A 22,001-nucleotide genomic window follows, 5' to 3' on the forward strand; every position below is an offset into this window, starting at 1 on the left:
GAAAGGATATGTCTTCTTTGTTAAAGCACAAGAATCTCGGGTTGGCGGCTGGGCTGCTGGTCACGCTGGGCGCGTTTTCTCAGAGCAGCTATGCGCTGTCTTGTAAGCAGAACGGCAGCATTCGCCAGGATATCGTGCTGGATAAAGCCATCAAGGTGTCGACCGCCAACACCGCGCCGGGCGCGTTGCTGTGGCGTTCGCAGACTTTTACTTCTACCTTCCAATGTACGGATGACTGGAACAACCCGAAAGGGGAGAACGCCTACCTGTACTGGGATCCGCAGTCCCGGATGAGTCAGATCCATAATTCGATCGAAGTGGGTGTCACTTATCAGGGGATTGATGTCAAACCGACTAAAGGCGCACGTCAGGACGTCGGTCCCGGCACGGAATGTCGCCGTTCGGGCAGCCGTTGTTTGTCTCCGGCCAGATCGCTGACGGTAACCGTGTCTTACGCCATCTACATTAAAGCAACCGGCAAGGCGCCGCCGGCCGGCGGCAAGATCAACGACAACAACTCGTACTCGGTATTTCAGGTTGATGGCGTCGGCGGCTTGAACGGCACGCCGAACAGTAACTTTAACGCCTACATTTCCGGGCTGGGCAACATTCAGTTTATTTCCTGCAACCCAAAAATTACTGTGGTGGCCAACAACGGTTCGACGGTGAATTTCGGTACTATCCCGCGTCAGAATGCGGTGGTGGGTAAAATCGAGAAACAGGTACCGTTCTCGGTGGCCGCCAATATGTCCGATCCGACGACCGGACAGGACTGCCAGGGGGAGACGCTGCAGGCCAGCTTCAGCACCACCTATCCACTGCAGGATAACAGCGTGATCCTGCCGACCAGCGACAGCGGTTTCGGGATTTTGATCTCGCAGGCGGCGACGCCGAATACGCCGATCATGATGAACAGTCCGGTCGATCTGGGCCTGGTCAACGGCACCATCGTTGAAAAGAACTTTATGGCCAGCCTGAAATGGTTGAGCACCAACCCGAAAGTGGGGCCGTTCAGCGCATCGGCGAATATTGACGTCACCTTCAAATAATTCGGTGTCTCGTCAATAAAGAAAGGGTTCAGTTCTCGCGAACTGAACCCTTTTTTGTGCCTTTACCATGAGGATTAACGCAGCCCCATCCAGCTGGTGCATACGCCTTCCGGCAGTTTGCCAGCAAACCAGTGCGGTAAGGCGGGGGCGTCGCGGTGTTGCTCAGTCTGCGTCTGCGCCGGCTGCGCCGGCCACTCCGCGACGTCCCAGCGGGTGGTGCGGCGATACACCGCCGGGGTCTTGCCGAACTGTTTCTTGAAGGCGCGCGAGAACGACGGCTGAGAATCGAAGTGGTATTGCAGGGCGATATCCAGGATCGGTCGTGGGGTGGAGCGCAGTGCCTGCGCCGCCTGCGACAGGCGCCGCTCGCGGATATAGCTGCCGAGCGCGTGGCCGGTGGTGCTGCGGAACATGCGCTGCAGGTGCCATTTGGAGTAGCCTGACTTGGCGGCGACGTTATCCAGCAGCAGCGGTTGGTCCAGATGAGTTTCAATCCAGTCTAGTAAATCGTGAATGATATTGACGCGATCCATGGTTTTAGTTCTCCCGCAAAAACGACATTCAGGTCACAGTGACTTAGCTTAATTATCCAAGAATATGCTTTGATAATAGGCGTGACTACGCCGTTACGCAAGGGTAAACCGGGGGTAAATAGGTGGCCAAAAATGCTCTTTGAGCGGCAGGGGTATAGAAAAAAGGCCGCATAAAGCGGCCTTGTCAGCAGGAAACCACGGGGAATCAGTTAGTTTCCGGTTTCACTTCAATGTAGTTCAGACCCAGCACGCTGCTGGTGTAACCGCGGATCTTGTTGGTCATCTCGATATCGCCGTTCAGCTTGTGGCCGTAAGACGGGATGATCTCTTTCAGCTTGCTCTGCCATTCCGGCGTCGCCACTTTGTCTTTGAACACGGTTTCCATCAGATGCAGCATGATCGGCGCAGCGGTAGAAGCGCCCGGCGAAGCACCCAGCAGAGCGGCGATACTGCCGTCTTCAGAACTGACGACTTCGGTGCCGAACTGCAGCACGCCGCCTTTATCCGCATCTTTCTTGATGATCTGTACGCGTTGGCCCGCGGTCCACAGCTTCCAGTCTTCCTGCTTGGCGTCCGGGAAGTACTCTTTCAGCGCGGCGAAGCGGTCGTCGTCGTTCATCATCAGCTGGCCGACCAGGTATTTCACCAGATCGAAGTTATCCAGACCGACGTGGGTCATCGGCATCAGGTTCGAGGTGCTCAGCGAGTGCATCAGATCGAACAGCGAACCGTTCTTCAGGAACTTGCTGGAGAAGGTGGCGAACGGCCCGAACAACAGCACGCGCTTGCCGTCCAGCATGCGGGTATCCAGGTGAGGCACGGACATCGGCGGTGAACCTACGCTGGCCAGGCCATACACTTTGGCCAGGTGCTGGTTGGCGATCTCCGGGTTGGTGGTGACCAGGAACTGGCCGCCGACCGGGAAGCCGCCGTAGCCGTCGGCTTCTGGGATGCCGGACTTCTGCAGCAGGGTCAGGGACGCGCCGCCTGCGCCGATGAACACGAACTTGGCGTTAACGGTGGTTTCTTTGCCGTCGCGGTTCAGATCGGCAACGGTCACGCTCCAGGTCTGGTCGGCGTTGCGCTTGATGTCGCGCACTTCGTGGCTCAGGTTCAGCTTGAACTTGTCGCTGGCGCTCAGCGCGTCAACCAGCTGGTGGGTGATCACGCCGAAGTTGACGTCGGTACCCAGCGGCATGCGGGTCGCGGCGATTTTCTGCGCCGGATCGCGGCCGTTCATCACCAGTGGCGCCCACTGCTTGATCTGCGCAGGATCTTCGGAGTATTCCATGCCGCGGAACAGGGTGCTGTGCTGCAGCGCCGCATAGCGTTTACGCAGGAAGTTGACGTTGTCGTCGCCCCACACGAAGCTCATGTGCGGCACGCTGTTAATGAAAGATTTCGGATCTTTCAGGACATTGTTTTTCACCTGATAAGACCAGAACTGGCGAGAGATTTCGAAAGACTCGTTGACCTTCACCGCCTTGCTGATGTCGATGGTGCCATCGGCTTTTTCCGGCGTGTAGTTCATTTCGCTGAAGGCGGAGTGCCCGGTACCGGCGTTGTTCCAGCCGTTGGAACTCTCTTCCGCTACGCCGTTCATGCGCTCGTACATGTCGATGGTCCAGGTCGGCTCCAGCTCATGCAGATAGGTACCCAAGGTGGCGCTCATGATGCCGCCGCCGATCAGAACCACGTCGACGGTTTTATTCTTCTCTTCAGCCGCCGCCTGTTGCGTAACGCCAAACAGGCTGAGACTGAAAATCAGGACGAGTAATTTTCTCATTGAATTAAATCTCTTGTGTGTAAATTCTACTCATTGCAGGTGAAAGAATTTAGCGGGAGTTACCCTGGAAATAATGAAGCCGACCGCCCGGCGAAAGCCGATAGGCAGCAATAATGCCTTTTTGTTAATAGGGTATTTAACGAAAAGTGAACTATTGCAGGCCGTCCGGATGCAAATTGATCGGTTCACGTTACTGGCGGGGTATTATTGTTTGCGAGAATGTTAAAAACTACTTTTGTAACTAAAAAAAATGAATATAAGCAAAAAACGGCCGGTTGCTGTCGCAGGAATAAACAGAGAGGGAAGAAAGGCCGTATAACCGCGTTATTTTCATGGGTTAATTGCCGCGTAATTAGACGTTATTTCGTTATCACACAATAATTGCGGTTAAATTGCAAATACCTAGCGGTAACCAATAATAAATGGCCGCCGTGGCGGGCGGCCATCGTTCAGGGGTCGGTTACTTGATACCCATCGCATCGCGCATGGTGAAGAACAGATCGGTCTGATCGGTCAGGCCCACTACGTTGGCGGCGTGCGGGCCGTAGGCCGCGACGCGCAGCTGGGTGCCGGTGTGTCCCTGAGATTCCTCTTCAGAGTTGCCGTAGCTGAGGGTCATCGGCGCGCCGTCCTTGGTGGTCAGCTTTTGGGTCAGGCCCGGCGCTTTGGCGTCGGCGGAGACGATCTGGCTGGCGTGCGCGTGGTCGGCGGTGACGATCACCAGCGTGTTGCCGTCGGCGCGGGCGAAGGCCAGCGCTTTTTGTACCGCTTCGTCCAGATCGACGGTTTCGCCAATCTGCCCGCACGGGTTGGCGGCGTGATCCTGTTTATCGATCGACGCGCCCTCTACCTGCAGGAAGAAGCCGTTCGGGTTGTCTTTCAACAGCGCGATCGCTTTTTCGGTCATCGCCGCCAGCGTTGGCGTGGCGGCGGTGCGCGCCGGGTTGTTTTCGCAGGTCACTGCCGGTTTGTCGAGGTTGCCATGGTAGCTGGCTTTCGGCCCCAGCCAACGCACCGGCATATTGCCGTCGGCGAACAGCCCCAGCAGCGGTTTTTGCTGGTTGGCGAGGGTAACGGCCTGCAGTTCGTCGGCGTTGCTTACCCACTGATAACCCTGCGCCGCCGCCTGGTCCTTCAGCGATTTTCCTTGCCATTCGCCGCTTTTTGCCAGCTGGTTGAACGATTTCGCGCCGCCGCCCAGCGTGACGTCGGCGCGGGTTTTCAGCAGTTGTTCGGTGATGGAGCCACGGCCGCCATTTTCCAGCGCGTTAGCGGCGCATTTCTCGCTGGTTTCCTCCGGGCCATAGCACTTGCGTGAGATGACGTGCGAGACCAGCGCCGCCGGCGTGGCGTCTTGCAACTCGGCGGTGGAGACGTTGCCGGTGGCCTTGCCGGCCGCCTTGGCGATCTCCAGCAGCGTCGGTTGATCCTTGCCGTTCACGTCCACGCCGAGCGCGCCGTTATAGGTTTTCACCCCGGTGGCCCAGGCGGTGGCGGAGGCGGCGGAGTCGGTCACGTAGTCCGGCTTGTGGGTTTTCCTGTCCAGCGAGTAATGGGTGTATTGTCCGGTCAGCGGCAGGGCGTCGATGCCCTTGAAGTAACCGCCTGCGCCTTCGGCGTAGTTGCGCGCGGCGGTGATCTCGGAATCCCCCATGCCGTCGCCGATCAGCAGGATCACGTTTTTCGCCGTTTTGTCCGACAGCGATGCCTTCAGCGCGGCGGTCTGATCGCCGGTCAGACGGCGGGCGCCGCCCGGTTCGACGAGGTTGCCGCGCGCGGCGCGATCGGTCAGGCCATCGGCATTGGCCGAGGTTTCCGCCGCGATGGCGGAGGAACAGAGCAGGGCGGACAGTACGGCGCCGGCGATCAGGGATACAGCAGGTTGCATGGGGTAAGCTCCTTGTCGTAATACAACAATGTAAATAACATCAAATTGTTACGAAAGGAGAGTAGAGCAGAGGGATGACAATTTTATGACAGCGGAAGGCGGGACGGCCCGGCGGCCATCCCGTTTGACGATCAGGCCGCGCGCGCCGGGATAGCGAGCCCGCGCTGCACCGCCGGGCGCGCCAGACCGCGCTCCAGCCACTGCGCGACGCGAGGGAAACTGTCGAACTCCACCAGTTCGCGCGCCTCATAGAAGCCGATCAGGTTGCGCACCCAACCCAGCAGCGAGATATCGGCGATGGTGTACTCCGCGCCCATGATCCAGTCGCGGCCTTCAAGTCGCGTTTCCAGCACGCCGAGCAGGCGTTTCGATTCGTTTTTGTAGCGCTCCAGCGGCCGCTTGTCTTCATATTCGCGCCCGGCGAATTTATGGAAGAAACCGAGCTGGCCGAACATCGGGCCGACGGCGGCCATCTGGAAGAACACCCATTGAATGGTTTCGTAACGCTGCGCCGGGTCCTGCGGCAGGAAACGGCCGCTCTTTTCCGCCAGGTAGAGCAGAATGGCGCCGGATTCGAACAGCGGCAGCGGCCGGCCGCCGGGGCCGTCGGGATCGATGATCGCCGGGATCTTGCCGTTCGGGTTCAGCGCCAGGAATTCCGGCGTCCAGGTTTCGTTGTTGCCGATGTCGATCAGGTGCGCTTCATAAGGCAGGCCGATCTCCTCCAGCATGATGGAGACTTTGACGCCGTTCGGCGTCGGCAGAGAGTAGAGCTGCAGCCGTTCTGGATGCTGAGCCGGCCAGCGTTTGACGATCGGGAATTGGGTGGAATCGAGCATGGAAACTCCTCGGGTTGGCGGGGTCGCTTAAGCGTACCCCTAGAGTATTGCAGTAAAACTACCCTGTCGCCGGGTTACACCGTGAGGTCAAAATGTGCGGCCAGCGCTTTTTTACCGGCGGGGGTCAGCTGCAGCTCGCGGCTGTCGAGCCGGCGAAGGATCCAGCCGCGTTGGATAAAGGCGGCTAACAGCGCGGCGCCCAGCGCGCCGCCGAGGTGAGATCGGCGTTCGCTCCAATCCAGGCAGCCGCAGGCGAAGCGGCGGCGGGTGGGCGCGGGGGAGCAATCGACGCCCAGCCGCGCCAGCGCGGCCTGACCGATGTCGCTTAACCGGTAGTCTGCCTCGCCGGTCAGCCAGTTCAGCGCATGCAGCCGATCGTGCAGCTTCACCGCCACCTCGCCCGCCATATGGTCGTAGCAGGTGCGAGCATATTGCAGCGAGGTGGGCGTGCGGCTTTTCAGCGACGGGCGCGGCACGCCCGCCAGCGCCATCAGGCCTTCCAGCGCTTCGGCTACCGGTTGCCCGGCCAGCCGAAAATAGCGGTAGCGCCCCTGTTTGACACAGGCAATCAACTGCTGCTCCAGCAGCTTCGCCAGATGTGCGCTGGCGGTAGACGGAGCGACCTCGACCGCCGCGCTGAGCTCGGTGGCGGTGTAGGCGCGCCCGTCCATCAACAGGCACAGCATGCGCGCCCGGGTGCGGTCGGCGATGGCGGCGCTCAGCGCCGCTAAACGATCTTCTATCTCGATGTTATACATACTTCGAGGTTAGACGAAGTATGGCTGTGCGTCCATTGCTAGCCTGTGGTCATCGCACTTTGGTGCTGTGCGGCCGTATTCGCTGGATATTGATGAGCGGGCGTTGAAACCGGTGCAGTGGCGCCATTCTTACCCTGCGCGCGTACCGTAATTTTACCGTTGAGAGGAGAAGATAATGATCGCCGTGATTTTTGAACTGCAGGCCGCCGATGGGCAGCGCGATACCTACCTGGAGTTGGCGGCGGCGCTGAAGCCGCTGCTGGCGCAGATCGACGGATTCATTTCCATCGAGCGCTTTCAAAGCCTGGCCGATCCTGCGCGCTTGTTGTCGCTCTCTTTCTGGCGTGACGAGGCGGCGGTGCAGCAGTGGCGCAATCTCGAGCAGCATCGCGCGGCGCAGGCGCGCGGCCGTGGCGAGGTGTTGGCGCAGTATCGGCTGCGGGTGGCGGAGGTGGTGCGGGACTACGGGTTGGAGAGACGCGATCAGGCGCCGCAGGATAGCCGTGGCTATCACCGCACCTGAGAAAAAGCCCGCCGCCGGCGGGCTTTCTTCGTCCGTTATTTCGCTTCGCTGCCCACCTTCATCGCCCCGGCGTAGCTGGCGCCCATCCCCCAGGCAGCGCCGTGGTCGCGGGCGATCTGCAATACGCCTCCCGCCGTGGCTTTGCGGCTCCAGTCCTGCTGCCATTCCAGCATCAACGCCACCCAGTTGATGGGCGTTGCGCCCGCCTGTATCAGGCGCTGCATGGCGTTGTTTTGGCTGTCTGGCGTAATGTCGCCGGTGACGTCCGACAGAATATAAACCTCATATCCCTCGCCCAGGGCGGACAGCGCCGGCAGCATCACGCAGCTGGCGGTCCACAATCCGCCGATGATGATTTTCTTGCGGCCGGATTGTTTAATCAGATCCACTACGCGCCGATCCTGCCAGACGTTGATGGCGGTGCGATCGTACACCTGCAGATCCGGACGTGCCTGCGTCACCTGCTGGAATACCGGCCCGGCGAAGCTTTTGGCGTTGGCCGAGGCCAGAATGGTCGGCACGTTGAACACCTTGGCGGCCTTGGCGATACCGGTGGCGTTATTCACCAGGTTGGTTTGGTCGATAGAGGAAATGGTCATGCCGAACATGTCCTGCAGATCGACCAGCAGCAGCAGACTGTTCTCGGCCGTCAGCGGCTGCACATAACCCGCCTGGCGGCTGTCGGCGGCGGGGGATTGCGCCAACGCGGCGACGGGGGCGGCGGCGGCGCTCAGGCCGAGCATCAGGGCGAACAGGGTCTTTTTCATTATTAACTCCATGATTATCAGTAGATTAAATTCACTTCCCACTCAGGGAAGCGGTTGAATAAAGTCTACTGAGGTTGTTGAGGTTAATAATCTGTGTTTTATTGAATTTATAATTAACCAATAGGACATAATGTGGACGTGCTACTGACGATGCGCGCCTTTCGCCGCGTGGTTGAGCGCAACAGTTTCTATAAGGCGGCGGAGGATCTGGCGATCACGCCGGCGGCGTTGAGCAAGCAGATTAAGCAGTTGGAAAGTCGGTTGGGAACGCTGTTGCTGGTGCGCACCACCCGCAGCATGAGCCTGACCGAAGCCGGGCAGCTCTATTACCAGGAAGCCTGCCGGTTGCTTGGCGAGTTCGACGCGCTGGAGCAGACGGTTGCAGCCAGTGCGCAGCAGGTCTCCGGCACGCTGCGGGTCAATGCGCCGCTCTCGTTCGGCCTGACGGTGCTGTCGCCGCTGCTGCCGCCGTTTATGCAACGCTACCCGCAGCTGCAGGTGGAACTGACGCTGGACGACAGGGTATTGGACGTGGTGGCGGCCGGTTTCGACATTTCCTTGCGCATTCGCCGACGGCTGCCGGATTCTTCCCTCAGTGCCCGGGCACTGGGTGAAGTGCACCAGCGAATTTGCGCCGCACCCGGCTATTTGGCGCAGCACGGCGTGCCGCAAACGCCGAATGACTTGCCGCGTCACAGCTGTCTGGCCTATTCCCTGGCGGAAAGGCCGGGGCAGTGGCAGTTCACCGCCGGCGAGGAGAGCCTGAGCGTGACGTTCACTCCCCGATTGATCGCCAACAACAGCCTGATGCTGCGGGACATGCTGGTGGCGGGACTGGGCATCGGTTCGCTGCCGTCGTTCGTGGCGGATCCCGAAATCGCCGCCGGTAGGCTGGTGCGGCTGTTCCCTGAACAGATTGCCGAAGCGCATCAGGTCTTCGCGGTTTACCCGACGCGCCGGCATGTGCAGCAGAAAGTGAGTTTATTCACCGAGTTTGTGCGAGAACAGGGATTGATGACGGCGAATTGACAACGCTGCACGGGTTGTCATATTCATTAGCTATGAAAAAATCCTACCGCCCATTCGTGCAAATTATTATCACCCTTCTCCAGAGGGTGGGATAGCGCGTGTGTCGCCAATAAAAACCCGCCGGCAGGCGGGTTTTTTTATCCCCTTCCGGCAACGACCGGAGAACGTCATGAAAACCTACCCTGCAGTTTTACACCTGATGTGCGGCAAGGCCGGCGCAGGCAAATCGACGCTGGCGCAGCGTTTGGCCCAGCAACCGCAAACGCTGTTGCTGAGCGAAGATGCGTGGCTGGCGACGCTGTATGAACAGGAGATGGCCAGCCTGCAAGACTACGCGCGCTGTTCCGACCGGTTGCGACGAGCGCTGGGCGGGCACCTCGTTCAGCTGCTGCGCGGCGGTTGGTCCGTGGCGCTCGATTTCCCGATGAATACGCCGGACAGGCGGCGCTGGGCCAAAGCCTTGGCGGAGGAGGCCGGCGTCGCGCACTGCCTGCACTTTCTCGACGTCAGCCATGCGCAGTGCCTGAGCCGGATAACGCTGAGAAATGCGCGCGGCGAGCACCCGTTTACACTGAGCGAGGCGGAGTTTGAGCACCTGGCGCAGTACTTTGTTCCCCCGGCGGAAGAGGAAGGGATGACCGTCTTGCGTTATGGCGAACGGGACTGAAAACCGGCGCCATGACGGCGCCGGCAACAGGGTTAGGCTTCGGCGTTAAACGCGTTGTGGAAGGTGACCTCCGCGCACGGCAGCGCGCCCTGGAAGGCGACGGCGCGGAAGTAGTTTTGCGGCACGCCCGGCAGGGTCAGCGTGCTTTGTGCCTGAAAGCCGAAACGGCCGTAATAGTTCGGATCGCCCAGCACTACGCAGCCTGCGGCGCCACGATCCTGCAGCTCGGCCAGCAACTGGCGGATCAGCCGGCTGCCGATCCCCTGGCCCTGACAGGCCGGCAGCACCGACACCGGCGCCAGCCCGTACCACCCGGCGGCGCCGTTGCTGATTACGACCGGCGAGATGGACGCGTGCCCGATCGGTGTGCCATTTTGCTCGGCGACCAGCGACAGGGTGAGAGCTCCCGCCGCGCGCAGCGCATTGACGATAAACTGCTCGGTGTGGCTGCTGTGTTCGGCATGCAAGAATGCGGCGGCGGTCAGGGTGGCGATGGCGCCGACGTCGGCCGGCGTTTCGTGGCGTAACGTGATGTTCATGGTTATATCCTGATTAAATAAGGCTGTGCCGACCGGGCTGCCTGCCCGGTCGGTATCGATGATTAACGGTTATCCAGCTGCGCCCGCACGGCCTTGAGCCCGGCGAAGGTGACGCGATAAGGGCGCCCCTGGCGAGAGAGGATCAGGCGTTTGGTTTTGAGCTTGGTGAAAACGGCCAGCGAGCAGTCGGCCAGGCCGAGCCCTTCGCGGGTGTAGCATTCAACGTGGGTGACGCGACCGGCGTCGTTGCGGGTGAAGGCGATATAGCCGCCTTTGGCCAACACGTGCAGCACGCGTTGTTCCGCTTTGGAAATGTTCATGTTGGGAGATCCTGTAATAACCCCAGATACGCGCATCCCCGCGCAAACGCGCGTCGGATACGTCAGAGTCCCTCGCCATGCGGCAAGGAAGCGACTATCGGGTGGTTACAATCTCCAACATACAGGCCTCGGGCAGTGAAAAACGCCAGGGCGGCGTTTCAGCGCAGTTAATGTAGCCAATGGCCGGTTGGCTGTCAATTTGCCGGCGACGCGGGCCGCCGGCGCAAGGCCAATCAGAAAGGCTTGGTCGGCAGGTATTTGCCGTCCAGGGTGATCACCGCGCGTTCGCCGCCCTCCGGATCGGGCACCTTCTTGATATCCAGCTTGAAGTTGATGGCGCTGATAATGCCGTCGCCAAACTGCTCGTGCACCAGCGCTTTCAGCGTGGAGCCGTAGACCTGCAGCATTTCATAGAAACGATAAATGGTCGGGTCGGTCGGCACGCCGCCGGGAATGCTGCCGCGCAGCGGGATGGTTTGCAGCAGCTGCACCGCTTCTTCATCCAGCCCCAACTTGGCCGCCACCGTGCGCGCCGCCGGTTCCGGCAGCGCATGCTGCCCCAGCAGGGCGGCGGTGACGAACGCCAGACTGAGACCGGTGCCCTCGGCCAGCGCTTCGAACGTCAGGTTATGGCGGATCTTGGCGGCCATGATGGTGTCGGTGAGCGCTTCGCGCGGGGCGGCGTTGTGCAGAGAGTGTGTCATGTTGGCTCCTTTTGTGGGCTTAAAAACGGGCGATCGCCGGCGTGGCGGTCACCTCGGGATGGGTGGCGAGCGGCACGAAGCGGCGGGTTTCGCCGTCCAGCGCCTCGATAGCGCCGCTGGCGATGTCATAGACCCAGCCGTGCAACGCCAAGCGGCCCTGATCCAGCGCCAGGGCGACGGAAGGATGCGTTTTGATGTTGTTGAGCTGGGCGATGACGTTCTCGCGCACCATCGACGCGACCCGCGCTTCGTCGCAGGCGTGCGGATAAGCCTGATTGACCGCCTTGGCGGAATCGGCGTAACGCAGCCAGCCGGCGACCGTCGGCAGGTGATCCAGACACTGGCAGGTGGCGATGGCGGTCATCGCGCCGCAGTCGGAATGGCCGCAGATCACGATATCTTCCACGCCCAGCGCGGCGACGGCGTACTCGACCGAGGCGGTCACCCCGCCGGGTTCGGGGCCGAAAGACGGCACGATGTTACCGGCGTTGCGGATAACGAACAGATCGCCCGGCTCGCGCTGGGTGACCAGCTCCGGCACCAGGCGGCTGTCGGAACACGAGATAAACAGGGTGCGCGGGTTTTGGCGGGTCGCCAGCCGCTGAAACAGCGCCGTGCGTTCAACAAAGGCTTCGCGCTGAAACTTCAGGAAGCCTTCAATCACCTCTTTCATTGTCTTTCTCCCTGGGGGGTAAGCGATGACGGCATGATGAACGCTTCTGGCTATAGGGTCTAAGACCCATTTATAATGCTGGCTATAGGTTTTACTAATAGCTGGGGCGCTATGCTGCTGCGACATATCCGATATTTTCTGGCCGTTGCCGAACAGGGCAATTTCACCCGCGCCGCCGAAGCGCTGCACGTCTCGCAACCGACGCTCTCCCAACAGATCAAACAGTTGGAGGATGCGCTGGGAGCGCCGCTGTTCGATCGCAGCGGCAGAAGGGTGCAGCTGACCGACGCCGGTGAGGCCTGGATGCGCTATGCTCGCCTGGCGCTGCAGGATCTGGACGCCGGCGCGCGGGCGATCCATGACGTGGCGACGCTGGCGCGCGGCCATTTGCGGCTGGCGATGACCCCGACGTTCACCGCCTATCTGGTGGGGCCGACGATCGATGCGTTCTATCGCCGCTACCCGGGGATTACGCTGAGCATTGAGGAGATGGCGCAAGAACGAATCGAGGCGCTGCTGGCGCAGGATCGGCTGGATCTGGGGATTGCCTTTGAGATGGCGCAGTCGGTGGAGGTGGAAGCCTCGGTGTTGTTCAGCGAGACGCTGGAGCTGATGGTCGGCGCCGATCATCCCCTGGCGGCGCGGCGTCGGCCGCTGACGCTGGCGGAGTGGCGACATCTGCCGCTGGCCTTGCTGAGCGGCGACTTCGCCACGCGTCAGTTTATCGATCGCTACTGCACGCAGTTGGGGTTTCGGCCGCAGGTGGCGGTAGAGGCCAATGCGCTGGGCGCCATCGTCGAGATCGTGCGGCGCGGGCAGCTCGCCACGCTGTTGCCGGCCGCGATTGCGCGCGAGAACCGGCAGTTGAAAAAGGTGGCGCTGGCCAACGCCATGCCGGCCCGTCAGGCGGTATTGCTGCAGCGCCAAGGCGCTTACCGCAGCGCCGCCGCGCAGGCGTTTATCGCCGTCTTGCAGCAACAGGGCGTTACGCCAACGCACTCCAGCGCTGCGTCATCCCCAGCAGATGCACCAGCCCGAAGCCGAGGCAAATCAGCGAGCTGACGACGATGAAGCGTTGGCTGCGGCCGGTATCGCGCAGGGCGAAAGGGCCGGCGACACCGCGCAGCAGGTAGATAAAGGTGATAATAAACAGCGCGGGCCGCAGCAGCGGCAGCGGCGCGATCAGGCCCGCGCCGGACAGCGCGTACAGCGCCCAAATAAACAGCACCAGCGCGATGCCGGCGGTGACGACGGCCGGGAACTTTTTACCCGCTTCCGCCGCCTTAATGAAGCGATCGCCGGCGCCGCATAGCCGATAGCCGCGCGGCCCGGCGGCGATCACCCAAATATGCAGCAGGGCGGCGATGGCGCTCAGCGCGGCGCCGATCAGCAGCGCGGTGTTATAGAGGTGTGGCATGGTTCAGCATCCTTGTCCTAAATCAGTCTGGTATCAAGCGTAGACCAGAATGGGTAAGTCAGGCCGGGGGGAGCTCAACGGCCGACATTTGCAGCGCGTCTTCAGGCACTACGTGCGCCTGCGCATCGATAAATGCCAGCTGCACCGGCAGCCCGCTGCGTTTATCCACCAGTTGAACGTGGGGGCTGTCATGCAGAATATGCCGGTGGCCCCATGCCATCAGCGCAACCAGGATAGGCCCCAGGCTGCGCCCCTTGTCCGTCAAGACATATTCATGTCGTTCGCGCTCGCCCGGCTCCCGGTAAGCGCGTTTGGCCAACAGTTCTTGTTCTACCATGGCATTCAGACGGTTGCTCAACGCCTGGCGTGAAGCGCCGATATTCTCGCGCAGCTCTTCAAAACGGCGGACGCCGTAGAATGACTCGCGCAGGATCAGTAACGTCCAGCGATCGCCAAGCAGATCCGCGGCCTGCGCCAGCCCGCACAGGGCAAGAGAAACGGTAGGGAGATCGGGAGATTTTGACATGGGCATTTTCCTTCGCTAATCTAAGTCTTGTTTTTAGACTTATCTATATTCAAGGAGAGTATAATGCCATTTGTTAATGTGCAAACGGTGAAAGGCATGCTGGATGAACGGCAAAAAAGCGAGTTGCTGTCCTGCATTACCGAACTGCTGGTAGAGATAGAAGGGCGAGGCGATCCGGCGTTCAGGCAGTCGGTTTGGGTCCGAATCGATGAACATGCGCCCGAACAATGGAGCCTGGGCGGCGTACAGCCGACGGCGGCGATGATTGCCGCGAAGTTCCCGCCGCGTTAATTCAGCTATGCCGCCTGCGAAAAGGATCGGATGCCGCAGGCGCTCAAAATGTCACCGAAACTTCCCGCGATCTCTGTACCCCGTTGTGGCATAATGCGCGCCAAATCACATTCCCTATGTATAAAGAGCGAGCGCTGTGTTAAGCACTAACAACATCACCATGCAGTTCGGCAGTAAGCCGTTGTTTGAAAACATCTCTGTCAAATTCGGCGGCGGCAACCGTTACGGCCTGATCGGCGCCAACGGCTGCGGCAAGTCCACCTTTATGAAAATCCTCGGCGGCGATCTGGCGCCGAGCGGCGGCAACGTGTTCCTCGATCCGAACGAGCGCCTGGGTAAACTGCGTCAGGATCAGTTCGCCTTTGAGCAGTACAGCGTGCTGGATACCGTGATCATGGGCCACACCGAACTGTGGGCGGTGAAGGAAGAGCGCGACCGCATCTACGCATTGGCGGAGATGAGCGAAGAAGACGGCTATAAAGTGGCCGATCTGGAAGTGGCCTACGGCGAAATGGACGGCTACAGCGCCGAAGCGCGCGCCGGCGAACTGTTGCTCGGCGTGGGTATTCCGGTTGAGCAGCACTATGGCCCGATGAGCGAAATCGCGCCGGGCTGGAAGCTGCGCGTGTTGCTGGCGCAGGCGCTGTTCTCCGATCCGGAAATCCTGCTGCTCGACGAACCGACCAACAACCTGGACATCGACACCATTCGCTGGCTGGAAAACGTGCTCAACGAGCGCAACAGCACCATGATCATCATCTCGCACGACCGTCACTTCCTGAACATGGTCTGCACCCACATGGCGGATCTGGACTACGGCGAACTGCGCGTTTACCCGGGCAACTACGACGAATACATGACCGCCGCCACCCAGGCGCGCGAGCGTCTGCTGGCGGACAACGCCAAGAAGAAGGCGCAGATCAATGAGCTGCAATCGTTCGTCAGCCGCTTCAGCGCCAACGCCTCCAAATCCAAGCAGGCCACCTCGCGCGCTCGCCAGATCGACAAGATCCAGCTGGAAGAGGTGAAAGCCTCCAGCCGCCAGAACCCGTTCATCCGCTTCGAGCAGGACAAGAAGCTGTTCCGTAACGCGCTGGAAGTGGAAGCGCTCACCAAGGGCTTCGATGAAGGCCCGTTGTTCAGCAAGCTGAACCTGATGGTGGAAGTGGGCGAGAAGGTCGCGGTGCTGGGCGCCAACGGCATCGGTAAAACCACCCTGCTGAAAACGCTGGTGGGCGACGCACAGCCGGACAGCGGCACCGTGAAATGGTCGGAAAACGCCCGTATCGGTTACTACGCGCAGGATCACGAATACGAGTTCGACGACACCCTGACCGTGTTCGACTGGATGAGCCAGTGGAAGCAGGAAAAAGACGACGAGCAGGCGGTGCGCAGCGTGCTGGGCCGTCTGCTGTTCAGCCAGGACGACATCAAGAAGAAAGTGAAGGTGCTGTCCGGTGGTGAGAAGGGTCGCATGCTGTTCGGCAAGCTGATGATGCAGCGCCCAAATATTCTGGTGATGGACGAACCGACCAACCACCTGGATATGGAATCCATCGAATCGCTGAACATGGCGCTGGAGATGTACGAAGGCACGCTGATCTTCGTCTCCCACGACCGTGAGTTCGTCAGCTCGCTGGCGACGCGTATTCTGGAAATCACCCCGAACAAGGTGATCGACTTTACCGGCAACTACGAAGACTATCTGCGCAGCCAGGGCATCGTATAACCCTCGCGGCAACGCATCAGGGCGGGAATTACCCCGCCCTTTTTTTATCCGTCATTCTCCGCCGCACACCTCGCAGTGCGGATCCTTCGGCAGTTTCATCTCGCGGAACTGCATGCTCATCGCATCGAACATCAACAGCTTGCCGCGCAGCGGTTGACCATACTCGGCCAGCAGCTTGATGGCTTCCATCGCCTGCAGGGTGCCGATAGTGCCGACCAGCGGCGCCATCACGCCCGCTTCGACGCAGGTGAGGGCGCTGTCGCCGAACAACCGGCTCAGGCAGCGGTAGCAGGGCTCGCCCGGCTGATAGGTGAACACGCTGAGCTGGCCCTCCATGCGGATCGCCGCGCCGGAAACCAGCGGCCTCTGCTGCGCGTGGCACAGGCGGTTCAGCGCGTCGCGCGCCGCCACATTATCGGTGCAGTCCAGCACCAGATCGCAGGCGGCGATCTCTGCTGTAACCGCATCGTCTTCCAGACGACCGTCGATGGCGTCGATGCGGATATGCGGATTGATGGCGCTCAGTTCCTGCCTGGCGGAGGCGACTTTGCTCTGGCCGATGCGATCGTCGCGGTGCAGGATCTGGCGCTGCAGATTGGAGAGCGAGACGGTGTCGAAATCCACCAGCACCAGATGGCCGACCCCGGCTGCCGCCAGATAAGGCGCGGCGGCGCAGCCCAGCCCGCCCAGCCCGGCGATCAGCACGCGGGCGGCCTTCAGCTTCTCCTGGCCGTCGAAGTCAAAGCCGCGCAGCACGATCTGGCGGTTGTAGCGCAGCGCTTCGGCATCGGTCAATTCCGGCAACATGTTCAGCTCCTCAGCAGGGCGTTGAAAGGCTCAATCTCCACCGTTTCACCCGCCGCCACCGAACCGCGTTCGCGCTCCAGCACGATGAAACAGTTGCCCTGGCTGTAGGAGCTGAAGACGTGCGAGCCCTGGTGGCCGGTGGTGCTCACCTCCAGTTCGCCCGCGGCGTTGCTGCTGAACACGCCGCGCTGAAAATCGAGGCGGCCCGGCGATTTCTTCAGCGGCGTCAGCGCCCGCGCGCGCAAGCGCGGCGGCAGGCGCCAGTCGCTGTGGCCGGCCAGCTTCGCCAGCAGCGGTTGCACCAGTTGGTAGAAGGTCAGGGCGGCGGAAACCGGGTTGCCCGGCAGGCCGCAGAACCAGGCGTGGCCCAGTTTGCCGAAGGCGAACGGTTTGCCGGGTTTGATCGCCAGCTTCCAGAAGCTGACCTGGCCCAGCTCGTCGAGCATCTGTTTGGTGTAGTCGGCTTCGCCGACCGAGACGCCGCCGCTGCTGATCACTACGTCGGCCTGGCTGTCCGCTTGTTCGAAGGCGGCGCGCAGCGCATCGCGATCGTCGCGGATAATGCCGAGATCGAGCACGTCGCAGCCCAGCTGCTCCAGCATCAGGCGCACCGCGAAGCGGTTGGTGTCATAGATTTGGCCCGCCTGCAGCGGCTGGCCGACCGGCTGCAGTTCGTCGCCGGTGGAGAACACCGCCACCTTCAGCTTACGCATCACCTGCACTTCGGCGACCCCGAGCGAGGCCAGCAGCGGCAGCTGCGCGGCGCCCAGCTTCACGCCGGCCGGCAACACGCTGGCGCCTTGGCGAATGTCTTCACCCGCCAAACGGATATTCTGGCCGGCTTCTACCGGGGCGGTAAAACGCACGCCCTGGTCGCTCACTTCGGCCTGCTCTTGCATGATCACCGCGTCCGCCCCGGCCGGGATCGGCGCGCCGGTCATGATGCGCACGCAGCTGTTGGCCGGCCATTCACCGTCGAACGGCGCGCCGGCGAAGGCTTTCCCGGCGACCGGCAGCGGCGCATTGGCCGCCAGATCGGCGAGGCGCACCGCATAGCCGTCCATCGCCGAGTTGGTGAACGGCGGCACGTCGAGGGGCGAGACCACCGGCGCGGCGGTGATGCGGCCGGCGGCGGCGGTCAGCGCGACGGATTCGGTCTGTTGCAGCGGGGCGATCTGCCCGAGCATTTTTTCCAGCGCTTGCTCCAGGGAGATGAGATCGGAAGTATGGCAATGATCCATAAGGGGAACTCCGTAATCAGGGTGCGCATTGATAGCGACAAAGTGCGGGTATTATGGCAGAGAACGCCGGGGGGGAGAACGGGTTATGCCCGCCATCTTTCGCACTGCGGCGCTGGGGCGATCGGGTATAAACTGCGTAAAACAGAGGAGAATCATGATGCATAAACAGGTTATCGAGTTCTGGTTCGACGAGATCGAACCGGTGATGTGGTTCAAAAAGGACGATGATTTCGATCGTCTGCTGCACAGCCGTTTCGGCGAAATCTGGCGGGCGGCGGCGGCGGGGGAGCTGGCGCACTGGCGCGACACCATCGAAGGGCGGTTGGCGGAGGTGATCGTGCTGGATCAGTTCAGCCGCAACCTGTTCCGCGGCACGCCGCAGTCGTTCGCCTGCGACGGCATGGCGTTGATTATGGCGCAGGAGGCGATCCGCAGCGGCGAGTGCGAACGGCTGAGCCGCGAGCAGCGCGGCTTCCTTTATCTGCCGTTCATGCATTCGGAATCGCCGCTGATTCACCAACAGGCGCTGGTGTTGTATACCGAGCTCAATAACGGCGATCAGCTGGAATTCGAACTGCGTCATAAGGCGATCATCGATCGTTTCGGCCGTTACCCGCATCGCAATGCGATATTGGGGCGCATCAGCACGCCGGAAGAAGAGGCCTTTTTACAGCAACCCGGTTCCGGTTTTTAATCGCGGAGTATCTTCGCCCGGCCGGGAAAAAAACGGCAGGCCGGGCGTCGAAATAATGATTATTCAGCGTGAACGTTTATTTCATGACCCCATACCGCTATTTCCTCTCGCGAAATTACCAATAATCCCAGCCGCACTCTCAGCGGTTTGCTGCTTTTTATAACCTGCTGTTTTTATTCCAATAAGATATTTCAAGGTGCGAAACGGTCTAAGCGGACTACGCTAAAAGTGGGGCGTGGACGTTATGCTGTACTTCCACAGTCGGGCTAAATAGCATCGAAAAAAGACTGAATAATAATGATACCGCGCTCAGCTTATTCGCTGTGCTACGGCGGGATTAACACAGGGTGTCAGGCAAATGAGCAAACCAGTGATTGCCATTCATGGCGGCGCGGGCGCAATTACCCGGGCGGCGCTGAGTGCGGAAAAGGAACGGCAGTACATTCAGGCGCTGTCCGAGATCGTGGCCGCCGGTCAGGCGATATTGGCACAGGGTGGCAGCGCGCTGGACGCGGTGACCGAAGCGGTGCGGCTGCTCGAAGAGTGCCCGTTGTTCAACGCCGGCAAAGGCTCGGTGTTTACCCATCAGGGCACCCACGAACTGGACGCCTGTGTGATGGACGGCCGCACCTGCGACGCCGGCGCTGTCGCCGGCGTCAGCCGTGTCCGCAACCCGGTGCTGGCGGCGCGCGCGGTGCTGGAAAACAGCGAACACGTGCTGTTTGCCGCCGAAGGCGCCGAGAAGTTTGCCGCCGCCCACGGCCTGGAAATGGTTACTCCCGACTTCTTCTTTACCCAAGAACGTTTTGATCAGTTGCACCGCGCCCAGGCGGAGCAGGGGCGGGTATTGCTCGATCACGACGGCGCGGTGCAGGCCGGCGAGCCGCTCGATCCCGATCGCAAATTCGGCACCGTCGGTGCGGTGGCGCTGGATGCGCTGGGCAACCTCGCCGCCGCCACTTCCACCGGCGGCATGACCAACAAGCAGGCCGGGCGGGTAGGCGACACGCCGATCATCGGCGCCGGTTGCTATGCCAACAACGCCACCGTGGCGGTCTCCAGCACCGGCACCGGCGAAATCTTCATGCGCGGCGTGGCGGCCTATGACGTCTCCGCCTTGATCGAATACGGCGGGCTCAGCCTGCAAGAGGCCAGCGATCGGGTGGTGATGGAGAAGCTGCCGGCGCTGGGCGGCAGCGGCGGCATGATCGCCGTCGATCGCCACGGCAATATCGCGCTGCCGTTCAACAGCGAGGGGATGTACCGCGGTTTTGGCTATGTCGGCGATGCGCCGTCCGTCGGGATTTACCGCTAAGCGTTCACCGGGAGGGTGCATGACCGACGTTTCACTTCGACCCGCCGCTGGCGGCGGGCCGTCATTGCCGCCGCAGCGGGTGCTGACGGTGCGCGATCTGAGCATCAGCTTTCCTCAAGCGGACGGCACCGTAGACGCGGTGCGCAACCTGTCGTTCGATCTCGATCGCGGCGAGACGCTGGCGATCGTCGGCGAGTCCGGCTCCGGCAAATCGGTCACTTCGCTGGGGCTGATGCGGCTGGTGGAGCAGGGCGGCGGGCGTATCGTCAGCGGCGCCATGACGCTGCGCCGGCGCGACGGCGCGCTGCTCGATTTGGCGTGCGCCTCGCAGCACACGCTGCGCACGGTGCGCGGCGCCGACATGGCGATGATCTTCCAGGAGCCGATGACCTCGCTCAATCCGGTATTTTCGGTCGGCGAGCAGATCGCCGAATCGCTGCGTTTGCATCAGGGCATGGACCACCGCAGCGCGCGCCAGGAGGCGCTGCGCATGCTCGATCTGGTGCGCATTCCGGAGGCTAAAGAGGTGCTGGGGCGCTACCCGCATCAGCTTTCCGGCGGCATGCGTCAGCGGGTGATGATCGCCATGGCGCTCTCCTGCAAGCCGGCGTTGCTGATCGCCGATGAACCCACCACCGCCCTCGACGTCACCATTCAGGCGCAGATCCTGCAGCTGATCCGCGTGCTGCAACAGGAGATGCAGATGGGGGTGATCTTCATCACTCACGACATGGGCGTGGTGGCGGAGATCGCCGATCGGGTGTTGGTGATGCGCCGTGGTGAACAGGTGGAACAAAATCGGGTGCGCGAGCTGTTCGCCGCGCCGCAACAGGCCTATACCCGGGCGCTGCTGGCGGCAGTGCCGAAGCTGGGGGCGATGGCCGATCGGCCGCTGCCGGCGAAGTTTCCGCTGCCGGACGGCGGGGGCGATGAAGCGCCGCAGGATACCGTACCGCCAGACGCTGCGCCGATCCTGCGGGTAGAGCATCTGGTCACGCGTTTTGATCTGCGCGGCGGATTGTTTAATCGGGTCACTCGCCGGGTGCACGCGGTGGAAAACGTCAGCTTCGATCTTTACCCCGGCGAGACGCTGGGGCTGGTGGGCGAGTCCGGCTGCGGCAAGTCCACCACCGGGCGTTCTTTGCTGAAGCTGGTGGACAGCCAGAGCGGCACCATCACCTTCGCCGGGCGGCGAATCGATCGGTTGAAGGGGCCGGCGCTGCAGCACCTGCGGCGCGATATTCAGTTCATTTTTCAAGATCCTTACGCCTCGCTCGATCCGCGCCTGACGGTCGGTTTCTCCATCATGGAGCCGCTGCTGGTGCACAACGTGATGCGCGGCCGTGAGGCGGAAAGGCGGGTGGCCTGGCTGCTGGAACGCGTCGGTCTGCAGCCGGAGCATGCGCGCCGCTACCCGCACGAATTTTCCGGCGGCCAGCGCCAGCGCATCTGCATCGCGCGCGCGCTGGCGCTGAACCCGAAAGTGGTGATCGCCGACGAGGCGGTCTCGGCGCTGGACGTGTCGATTCAGGCGCAGATCGTCAATCTGCTGCTCGATCTGCAGCGCGAGTTCGGCATTGCTTTTCTGTTCATTTCACACGATATGGCGGTGGTGGAGCGCATCAGCCACCGGGTGGCGGTGATGTACCTCGGGCAAATTGTCGAGATCGGCCCGCGGCAGGCGGTATTCGACAATCCGCAGCACCCCTATACCCGCAAACTGATGGCGGCGGTGCCGGTGGCCGATCCCGCTCATGCCCACAAACGGCAGCCGCTGCCGGCCGATGAGATCCCGAGCCCGGTGCGCGCACTGGGCGATGAACCCGTTACCGCACCGTTGGTGCAGGTTGGCGCCGGGCACTTTGTCGCCCGCCACCCGATCGCCGGTGCTTTTTAAAGACCTCAG

At 61.4% G+C, this 22,001-nt stretch carries 24 protein-coding genes; 10 read left to right on the top strand and 14 right to left on the bottom strand.

Annotation, left to right across the window (positions count from 1 at the left end):
- Positions 1–8 precede the first annotated feature (8 nt).
- Complete coding sequence (locus tag ACJ8J1_RS13505) at positions 9–1,049, top strand: fimbrial protein (RefSeq protein WP_033642412.1); 1,041 nt, start codon at positions 9–11, stop codon at positions 1,047–1,049.
- A 74-nt stretch (positions 1,050–1,123) separates the two neighbouring features.
- On the opposite strand, the gene ACJ8J1_RS13510 is transcribed toward ACJ8J1_RS13505, so the two are convergent.
- From ACJ8J1_RS13510 to ACJ8J1_RS13530, 5 genes are all read right to left on the bottom strand, one after another.
- Positions 1,124–1,582: a helix-turn-helix domain-containing protein gene (locus ACJ8J1_RS13510; RefSeq protein ID WP_033642413.1), complete on the bottom strand. Its 459-nt coding sequence runs from the start codon at positions 1,580–1,582 to the stop codon at positions 1,124–1,126.
- A gap of 205 nt (positions 1,583–1,787) precedes the next feature.
- Positions 1,788–3,368 carry a malate:quinone oxidoreductase gene (locus ACJ8J1_RS13515; RefSeq protein ID WP_033642414.1) on the bottom strand — a complete coding sequence of 527 codons (1,581 nt, stop codon included), beginning with the start codon at positions 3,366–3,368 and terminating at the stop codon, positions 1,788–1,790.
- 460 nt (positions 3,369–3,828) lie between these two features.
- Positions 3,829–5,256, bottom strand: coding sequence for an alkaline phosphatase (gene phoA / locus ACJ8J1_RS13520; protein WP_033642415.1), 1,428 nt, complete (start codon positions 5,254–5,256; stop codon positions 3,829–3,831).
- Between the two features lie 131 nt (positions 5,257–5,387).
- Positions 5,388–6,095, bottom strand: coding sequence for a glutathione S-transferase N-terminal domain-containing protein (locus ACJ8J1_RS13525; protein ID WP_033642416.1), 708 nt, complete (start codon positions 6,093–6,095; stop codon positions 5,388–5,390).
- 74 nt (positions 6,096–6,169) lie between these two features.
- Entirely contained in the window at positions 6,170–6,853 is a 684-nt protein-coding gene (locus ACJ8J1_RS13530; RefSeq protein ID WP_033642417.1) for an ArsR/SmtB family transcription factor, read from the bottom strand.
- 175 nt (positions 6,854–7,028) lie between these two features.
- On the opposite strand from ACJ8J1_RS13530, the gene ACJ8J1_RS13535 reads away from it, so the two are divergent.
- The gene (locus ACJ8J1_RS13535; protein ID WP_033642418.1) at positions 7,029–7,376 is read left to right on the top strand and encodes an antibiotic biosynthesis monooxygenase family protein; all 348 of its coding nucleotides are present in this window, start codon (positions 7,029–7,031) and stop codon (positions 7,374–7,376) included.
- 35 nt (positions 7,377–7,411) lie between these two features.
- Here ACJ8J1_RS13535 and ACJ8J1_RS13540 read toward each other — a convergent pair whose 3' ends face one another.
- On the bottom strand, positions 7,412–8,143 hold the full coding sequence (locus ACJ8J1_RS13540; RefSeq protein ID WP_033642419.1) for an isochorismatase family protein: 732 nt from the start codon (positions 8,141–8,143) through the stop codon (positions 7,412–7,414).
- 132 nt (positions 8,144–8,275) lie between these two features.
- Between ACJ8J1_RS13540 and ACJ8J1_RS13545 the strand changes: the two genes are divergently transcribed.
- Both ACJ8J1_RS13545 and ACJ8J1_RS13550 read left to right on the top strand, forming a co-directional pair.
- On the top strand, positions 8,276–9,172 hold the full coding sequence (locus tag ACJ8J1_RS13545) for a LysR family transcriptional regulator (protein WP_033642420.1): 897 nt from the start codon (positions 8,276–8,278) through the stop codon (positions 9,170–9,172).
- A gap of 169 nt (positions 9,173–9,341) precedes the next feature.
- Entirely contained in the window at positions 9,342–9,839 is a 498-nt protein-coding gene (locus tag ACJ8J1_RS13550) for an AAA family ATPase (protein WP_033642422.1), read from the top strand.
- 32 nt (positions 9,840–9,871) lie between these two features.
- Here ACJ8J1_RS13550 and ACJ8J1_RS13555 read toward each other — a convergent pair whose 3' ends face one another.
- From ACJ8J1_RS13555 to ACJ8J1_RS13570, 4 genes are all read right to left on the bottom strand, one after another.
- A complete protein-coding gene (locus tag ACJ8J1_RS13555; protein ID WP_033642423.1) occupies positions 9,872–10,378 on the bottom strand; it encodes a GNAT family N-acetyltransferase in 507 nt (168 codons plus the stop codon).
- Positions 10,379–10,440: 62 nt separating this feature from the next.
- On the bottom strand, positions 10,441–10,698 hold the full coding sequence (locus ACJ8J1_RS13560; protein ID WP_004939031.1) for a YjhX family toxin: 258 nt from the start codon (positions 10,696–10,698) through the stop codon (positions 10,441–10,443).
- Positions 10,699–10,931: 233 nt separating this feature from the next.
- A complete protein-coding gene (gene cynS / locus ACJ8J1_RS13565; protein ID WP_033642424.1) occupies positions 10,932–11,402 on the bottom strand; it encodes a cyanase in 471 nt (156 codons plus the stop codon).
- A gap of 19 nt (positions 11,403–11,421) precedes the next feature.
- Positions 11,422–12,075 carry a carbonic anhydrase gene (locus tag ACJ8J1_RS13570; protein ID WP_033642426.1) on the bottom strand — a complete coding sequence of 218 codons (654 nt, stop codon included), beginning with the start codon at positions 12,073–12,075 and terminating at the stop codon, positions 11,422–11,424.
- A 111-nt stretch (positions 12,076–12,186) separates the two neighbouring features.
- On the opposite strand from ACJ8J1_RS13570, the gene cynR reads away from it, so the two are divergent.
- On the top strand, positions 12,187–13,137 hold the full coding sequence (gene cynR / locus ACJ8J1_RS13575) for a transcriptional regulator CynR (protein ID WP_033642427.1): 951 nt from the start codon (positions 12,187–12,189) through the stop codon (positions 13,135–13,137).
- Here cynR and ACJ8J1_RS13580 read toward each other — a convergent pair.
- Positions 13,061–13,492 (bottom strand): hypothetical protein, encoded by a 432-nt coding sequence (locus ACJ8J1_RS13580; RefSeq protein WP_019454439.1) that lies wholly within the window; start codon positions 13,490–13,492, stop codon positions 13,061–13,063. The two genes, cynR and ACJ8J1_RS13580, sit on opposite strands and share 77 nt — an antisense overlap.
- A 58-nt stretch (positions 13,493–13,550) precedes the next feature.
- Positions 13,551–14,018: a winged helix-turn-helix transcriptional regulator gene (locus tag ACJ8J1_RS13585; protein ID WP_033642428.1), complete on the bottom strand. Its 468-nt coding sequence runs from the start codon at positions 14,016–14,018 to the stop codon at positions 13,551–13,553.
- Between the two features lie 63 nt (positions 14,019–14,081).
- Between ACJ8J1_RS13585 and ACJ8J1_RS13590 the strand changes: the two genes are divergently transcribed.
- Together ACJ8J1_RS13590 and ACJ8J1_RS13595 are read left to right on the top strand one after the other, a co-directional pair.
- Positions 14,082–14,309 carry a tautomerase family protein gene (locus ACJ8J1_RS13590; protein WP_033642429.1) on the top strand — a complete coding sequence of 76 codons (228 nt, stop codon included), beginning with the start codon at positions 14,082–14,084 and terminating at the stop codon, positions 14,307–14,309.
- Positions 14,310–14,445: 136 nt separating this feature from the next.
- The gene (locus ACJ8J1_RS13595; RefSeq protein WP_033642430.1) at positions 14,446–16,038 is read left to right on the top strand and encodes an ABC-F family ATPase; all 1,593 of its coding nucleotides are present in this window, start codon (positions 14,446–14,448) and stop codon (positions 16,036–16,038) included.
- 51 nt (positions 16,039–16,089) lie between these two features.
- Here the strand turns inward: ACJ8J1_RS13595 and moeB are convergent, their stop codons facing one another.
- The gene (gene moeB, locus ACJ8J1_RS13600; protein WP_033642431.1) at positions 16,090–16,845 is read right to left on the bottom strand and encodes a molybdopterin-synthase adenylyltransferase MoeB; all 756 of its coding nucleotides are present in this window, start codon (positions 16,843–16,845) and stop codon (positions 16,090–16,092) included.
- Between the two features lie 2 nt (positions 16,846–16,847).
- Positions 16,848–18,086, bottom strand: a complete 1,239-nt coding sequence (gene moeA / locus ACJ8J1_RS13605) for a molybdopterin molybdotransferase MoeA (protein ID WP_033642432.1) — start codon at positions 18,084–18,086, stop codon at positions 16,848–16,850.
- A 157-nt stretch (positions 18,087–18,243) separates the two neighbouring features.
- Between moeA and ACJ8J1_RS13610 the strand changes: the two genes are divergently transcribed.
- The 3 genes from ACJ8J1_RS13610 (at position 18,244) to ACJ8J1_RS13620 (ending at position 21,992) form a co-directional block, all read left to right on the top strand.
- Entirely contained in the window at positions 18,244–18,780 is a 537-nt protein-coding gene (locus ACJ8J1_RS13610) for a DUF924 family protein (protein ID WP_033642433.1), read from the top strand.
- A gap of 358 nt (positions 18,781–19,138) precedes the next feature.
- Positions 19,139–20,095, top strand: coding sequence for an isoaspartyl peptidase/L-asparaginase family protein (locus ACJ8J1_RS13615; RefSeq protein WP_033642434.1), 957 nt, complete (start codon positions 19,139–19,141; stop codon positions 20,093–20,095).
- Positions 20,096–20,114: 19 nt separating this feature from the next.
- On the top strand, positions 20,115–21,992 hold the full coding sequence (locus ACJ8J1_RS13620) for a dipeptide ABC transporter ATP-binding protein (RefSeq protein ID WP_033642435.1): 1,878 nt from the start codon (positions 20,115–20,117) through the stop codon (positions 21,990–21,992).
- The last annotated feature ends 9 nt before the right edge of the window (positions 21,993–22,001 follow it).

This window comes from Serratia sp. CY37869, assembly GCF_052168895.1.
Classification (GTDB): Bacteria; Pseudomonadota; Gammaproteobacteria; order Enterobacterales; family Enterobacteriaceae; genus Serratia; species Serratia ureilytica.

Excerpts from the sequence above, each read along its gene's own strand:
- ACJ8J1_RS13505 (WP_033642412.1), top strand. The coding sequence starts at position 9 with ATGTCTTCTTTGTTAAAGCACAAGAATCTCGGGTTGGCGGCTGGGCTG.
- ACJ8J1_RS13510 (WP_033642413.1), bottom strand. The coding sequence starts at position 1,582 with ATGGATCGCGTCAATATCATTCACGATTTACTAGACTGGATTGAAACT.
- ACJ8J1_RS13515 (WP_033642414.1), bottom strand. The coding sequence starts at position 3,368 with ATGAGAAAATTACTCGTCCTGATTTTCAGTCTCAGCCTGTTTGGCGTT.
- phoA (WP_033642415.1), bottom strand. The coding sequence starts at position 5,256 with ATGCAACCTGCTGTATCCCTGATCGCCGGCGCCGTACTGTCCGCCCTG.
- ACJ8J1_RS13525 (WP_033642416.1), bottom strand. The coding sequence starts at position 6,095 with ATGCTCGATTCCACCCAATTCCCGATCGTCAAACGCTGGCCGGCTCAG.
- ACJ8J1_RS13530 (WP_033642417.1), bottom strand. The coding sequence starts at position 6,853 with ATGTATAACATCGAGATAGAAGATCGTTTAGCGGCGCTGAGCGCCGCC.
- ACJ8J1_RS13535 (WP_033642418.1), top strand. The coding sequence starts at position 7,029 with ATGATCGCCGTGATTTTTGAACTGCAGGCCGCCGATGGGCAGCGCGAT.
- ACJ8J1_RS13540 (WP_033642419.1), bottom strand. The coding sequence starts at position 8,143 with ATGAAAAAGACCCTGTTCGCCCTGATGCTCGGCCTGAGCGCCGCCGCC.
- ACJ8J1_RS13550 (WP_033642422.1), top strand. The coding sequence starts at position 9,342 with ATGAAAACCTACCCTGCAGTTTTACACCTGATGTGCGGCAAGGCCGGC.
- ACJ8J1_RS13555 (WP_033642423.1), bottom strand. The coding sequence starts at position 10,378 with ATGAACATCACGTTACGCCACGAAACGCCGGCCGACGTCGGCGCCATC.
- ACJ8J1_RS13560 (WP_004939031.1), bottom strand. The coding sequence starts at position 10,698 with ATGAACATTTCCAAAGCGGAACAACGCGTGCTGCACGTGTTGGCCAAA.
- cynS (WP_033642424.1), bottom strand. The coding sequence starts at position 11,402 with ATGACACACTCTCTGCACAACGCCGCCCCGCGCGAAGCGCTCACCGAC.
- ACJ8J1_RS13570 (WP_033642426.1), bottom strand. The coding sequence starts at position 12,075 with ATGAAAGAGGTGATTGAAGGCTTCCTGAAGTTTCAGCGCGAAGCCTTT.
- cynR (WP_033642427.1), top strand. The coding sequence starts at position 12,187 with ATGCTGCTGCGACATATCCGATATTTTCTGGCCGTTGCCGAACAGGGC.
- ACJ8J1_RS13580 (WP_019454439.1), bottom strand. The coding sequence starts at position 13,492 with ATGCCACACCTCTATAACACCGCGCTGCTGATCGGCGCCGCGCTGAGC.
- ACJ8J1_RS13585 (WP_033642428.1), bottom strand. The coding sequence starts at position 14,018 with ATGTCAAAATCTCCCGATCTCCCTACCGTTTCTCTTGCCCTGTGCGGG.
- ACJ8J1_RS13590 (WP_033642429.1), top strand. The coding sequence starts at position 14,082 with ATGCCATTTGTTAATGTGCAAACGGTGAAAGGCATGCTGGATGAACGG.
- moeB (WP_033642431.1), bottom strand. The coding sequence starts at position 16,845 with ATGTTGCCGGAATTGACCGATGCCGAAGCGCTGCGCTACAACCGCCAG.
- moeA (WP_033642432.1), bottom strand. The coding sequence starts at position 18,086 with ATGGATCATTGCCATACTTCCGATCTCATCTCCCTGGAGCAAGCGCTG.
- ACJ8J1_RS13610 (WP_033642433.1), top strand. The coding sequence starts at position 18,244 with ATGCATAAACAGGTTATCGAGTTCTGGTTCGACGAGATCGAACCGGTG.
- ACJ8J1_RS13615 (WP_033642434.1), top strand. The coding sequence starts at position 19,139 with ATGAGCAAACCAGTGATTGCCATTCATGGCGGCGCGGGCGCAATTACC.
- ACJ8J1_RS13620 (WP_033642435.1), top strand. The coding sequence starts at position 20,115 with ATGACCGACGTTTCACTTCGACCCGCCGCTGGCGGCGGGCCGTCATTG.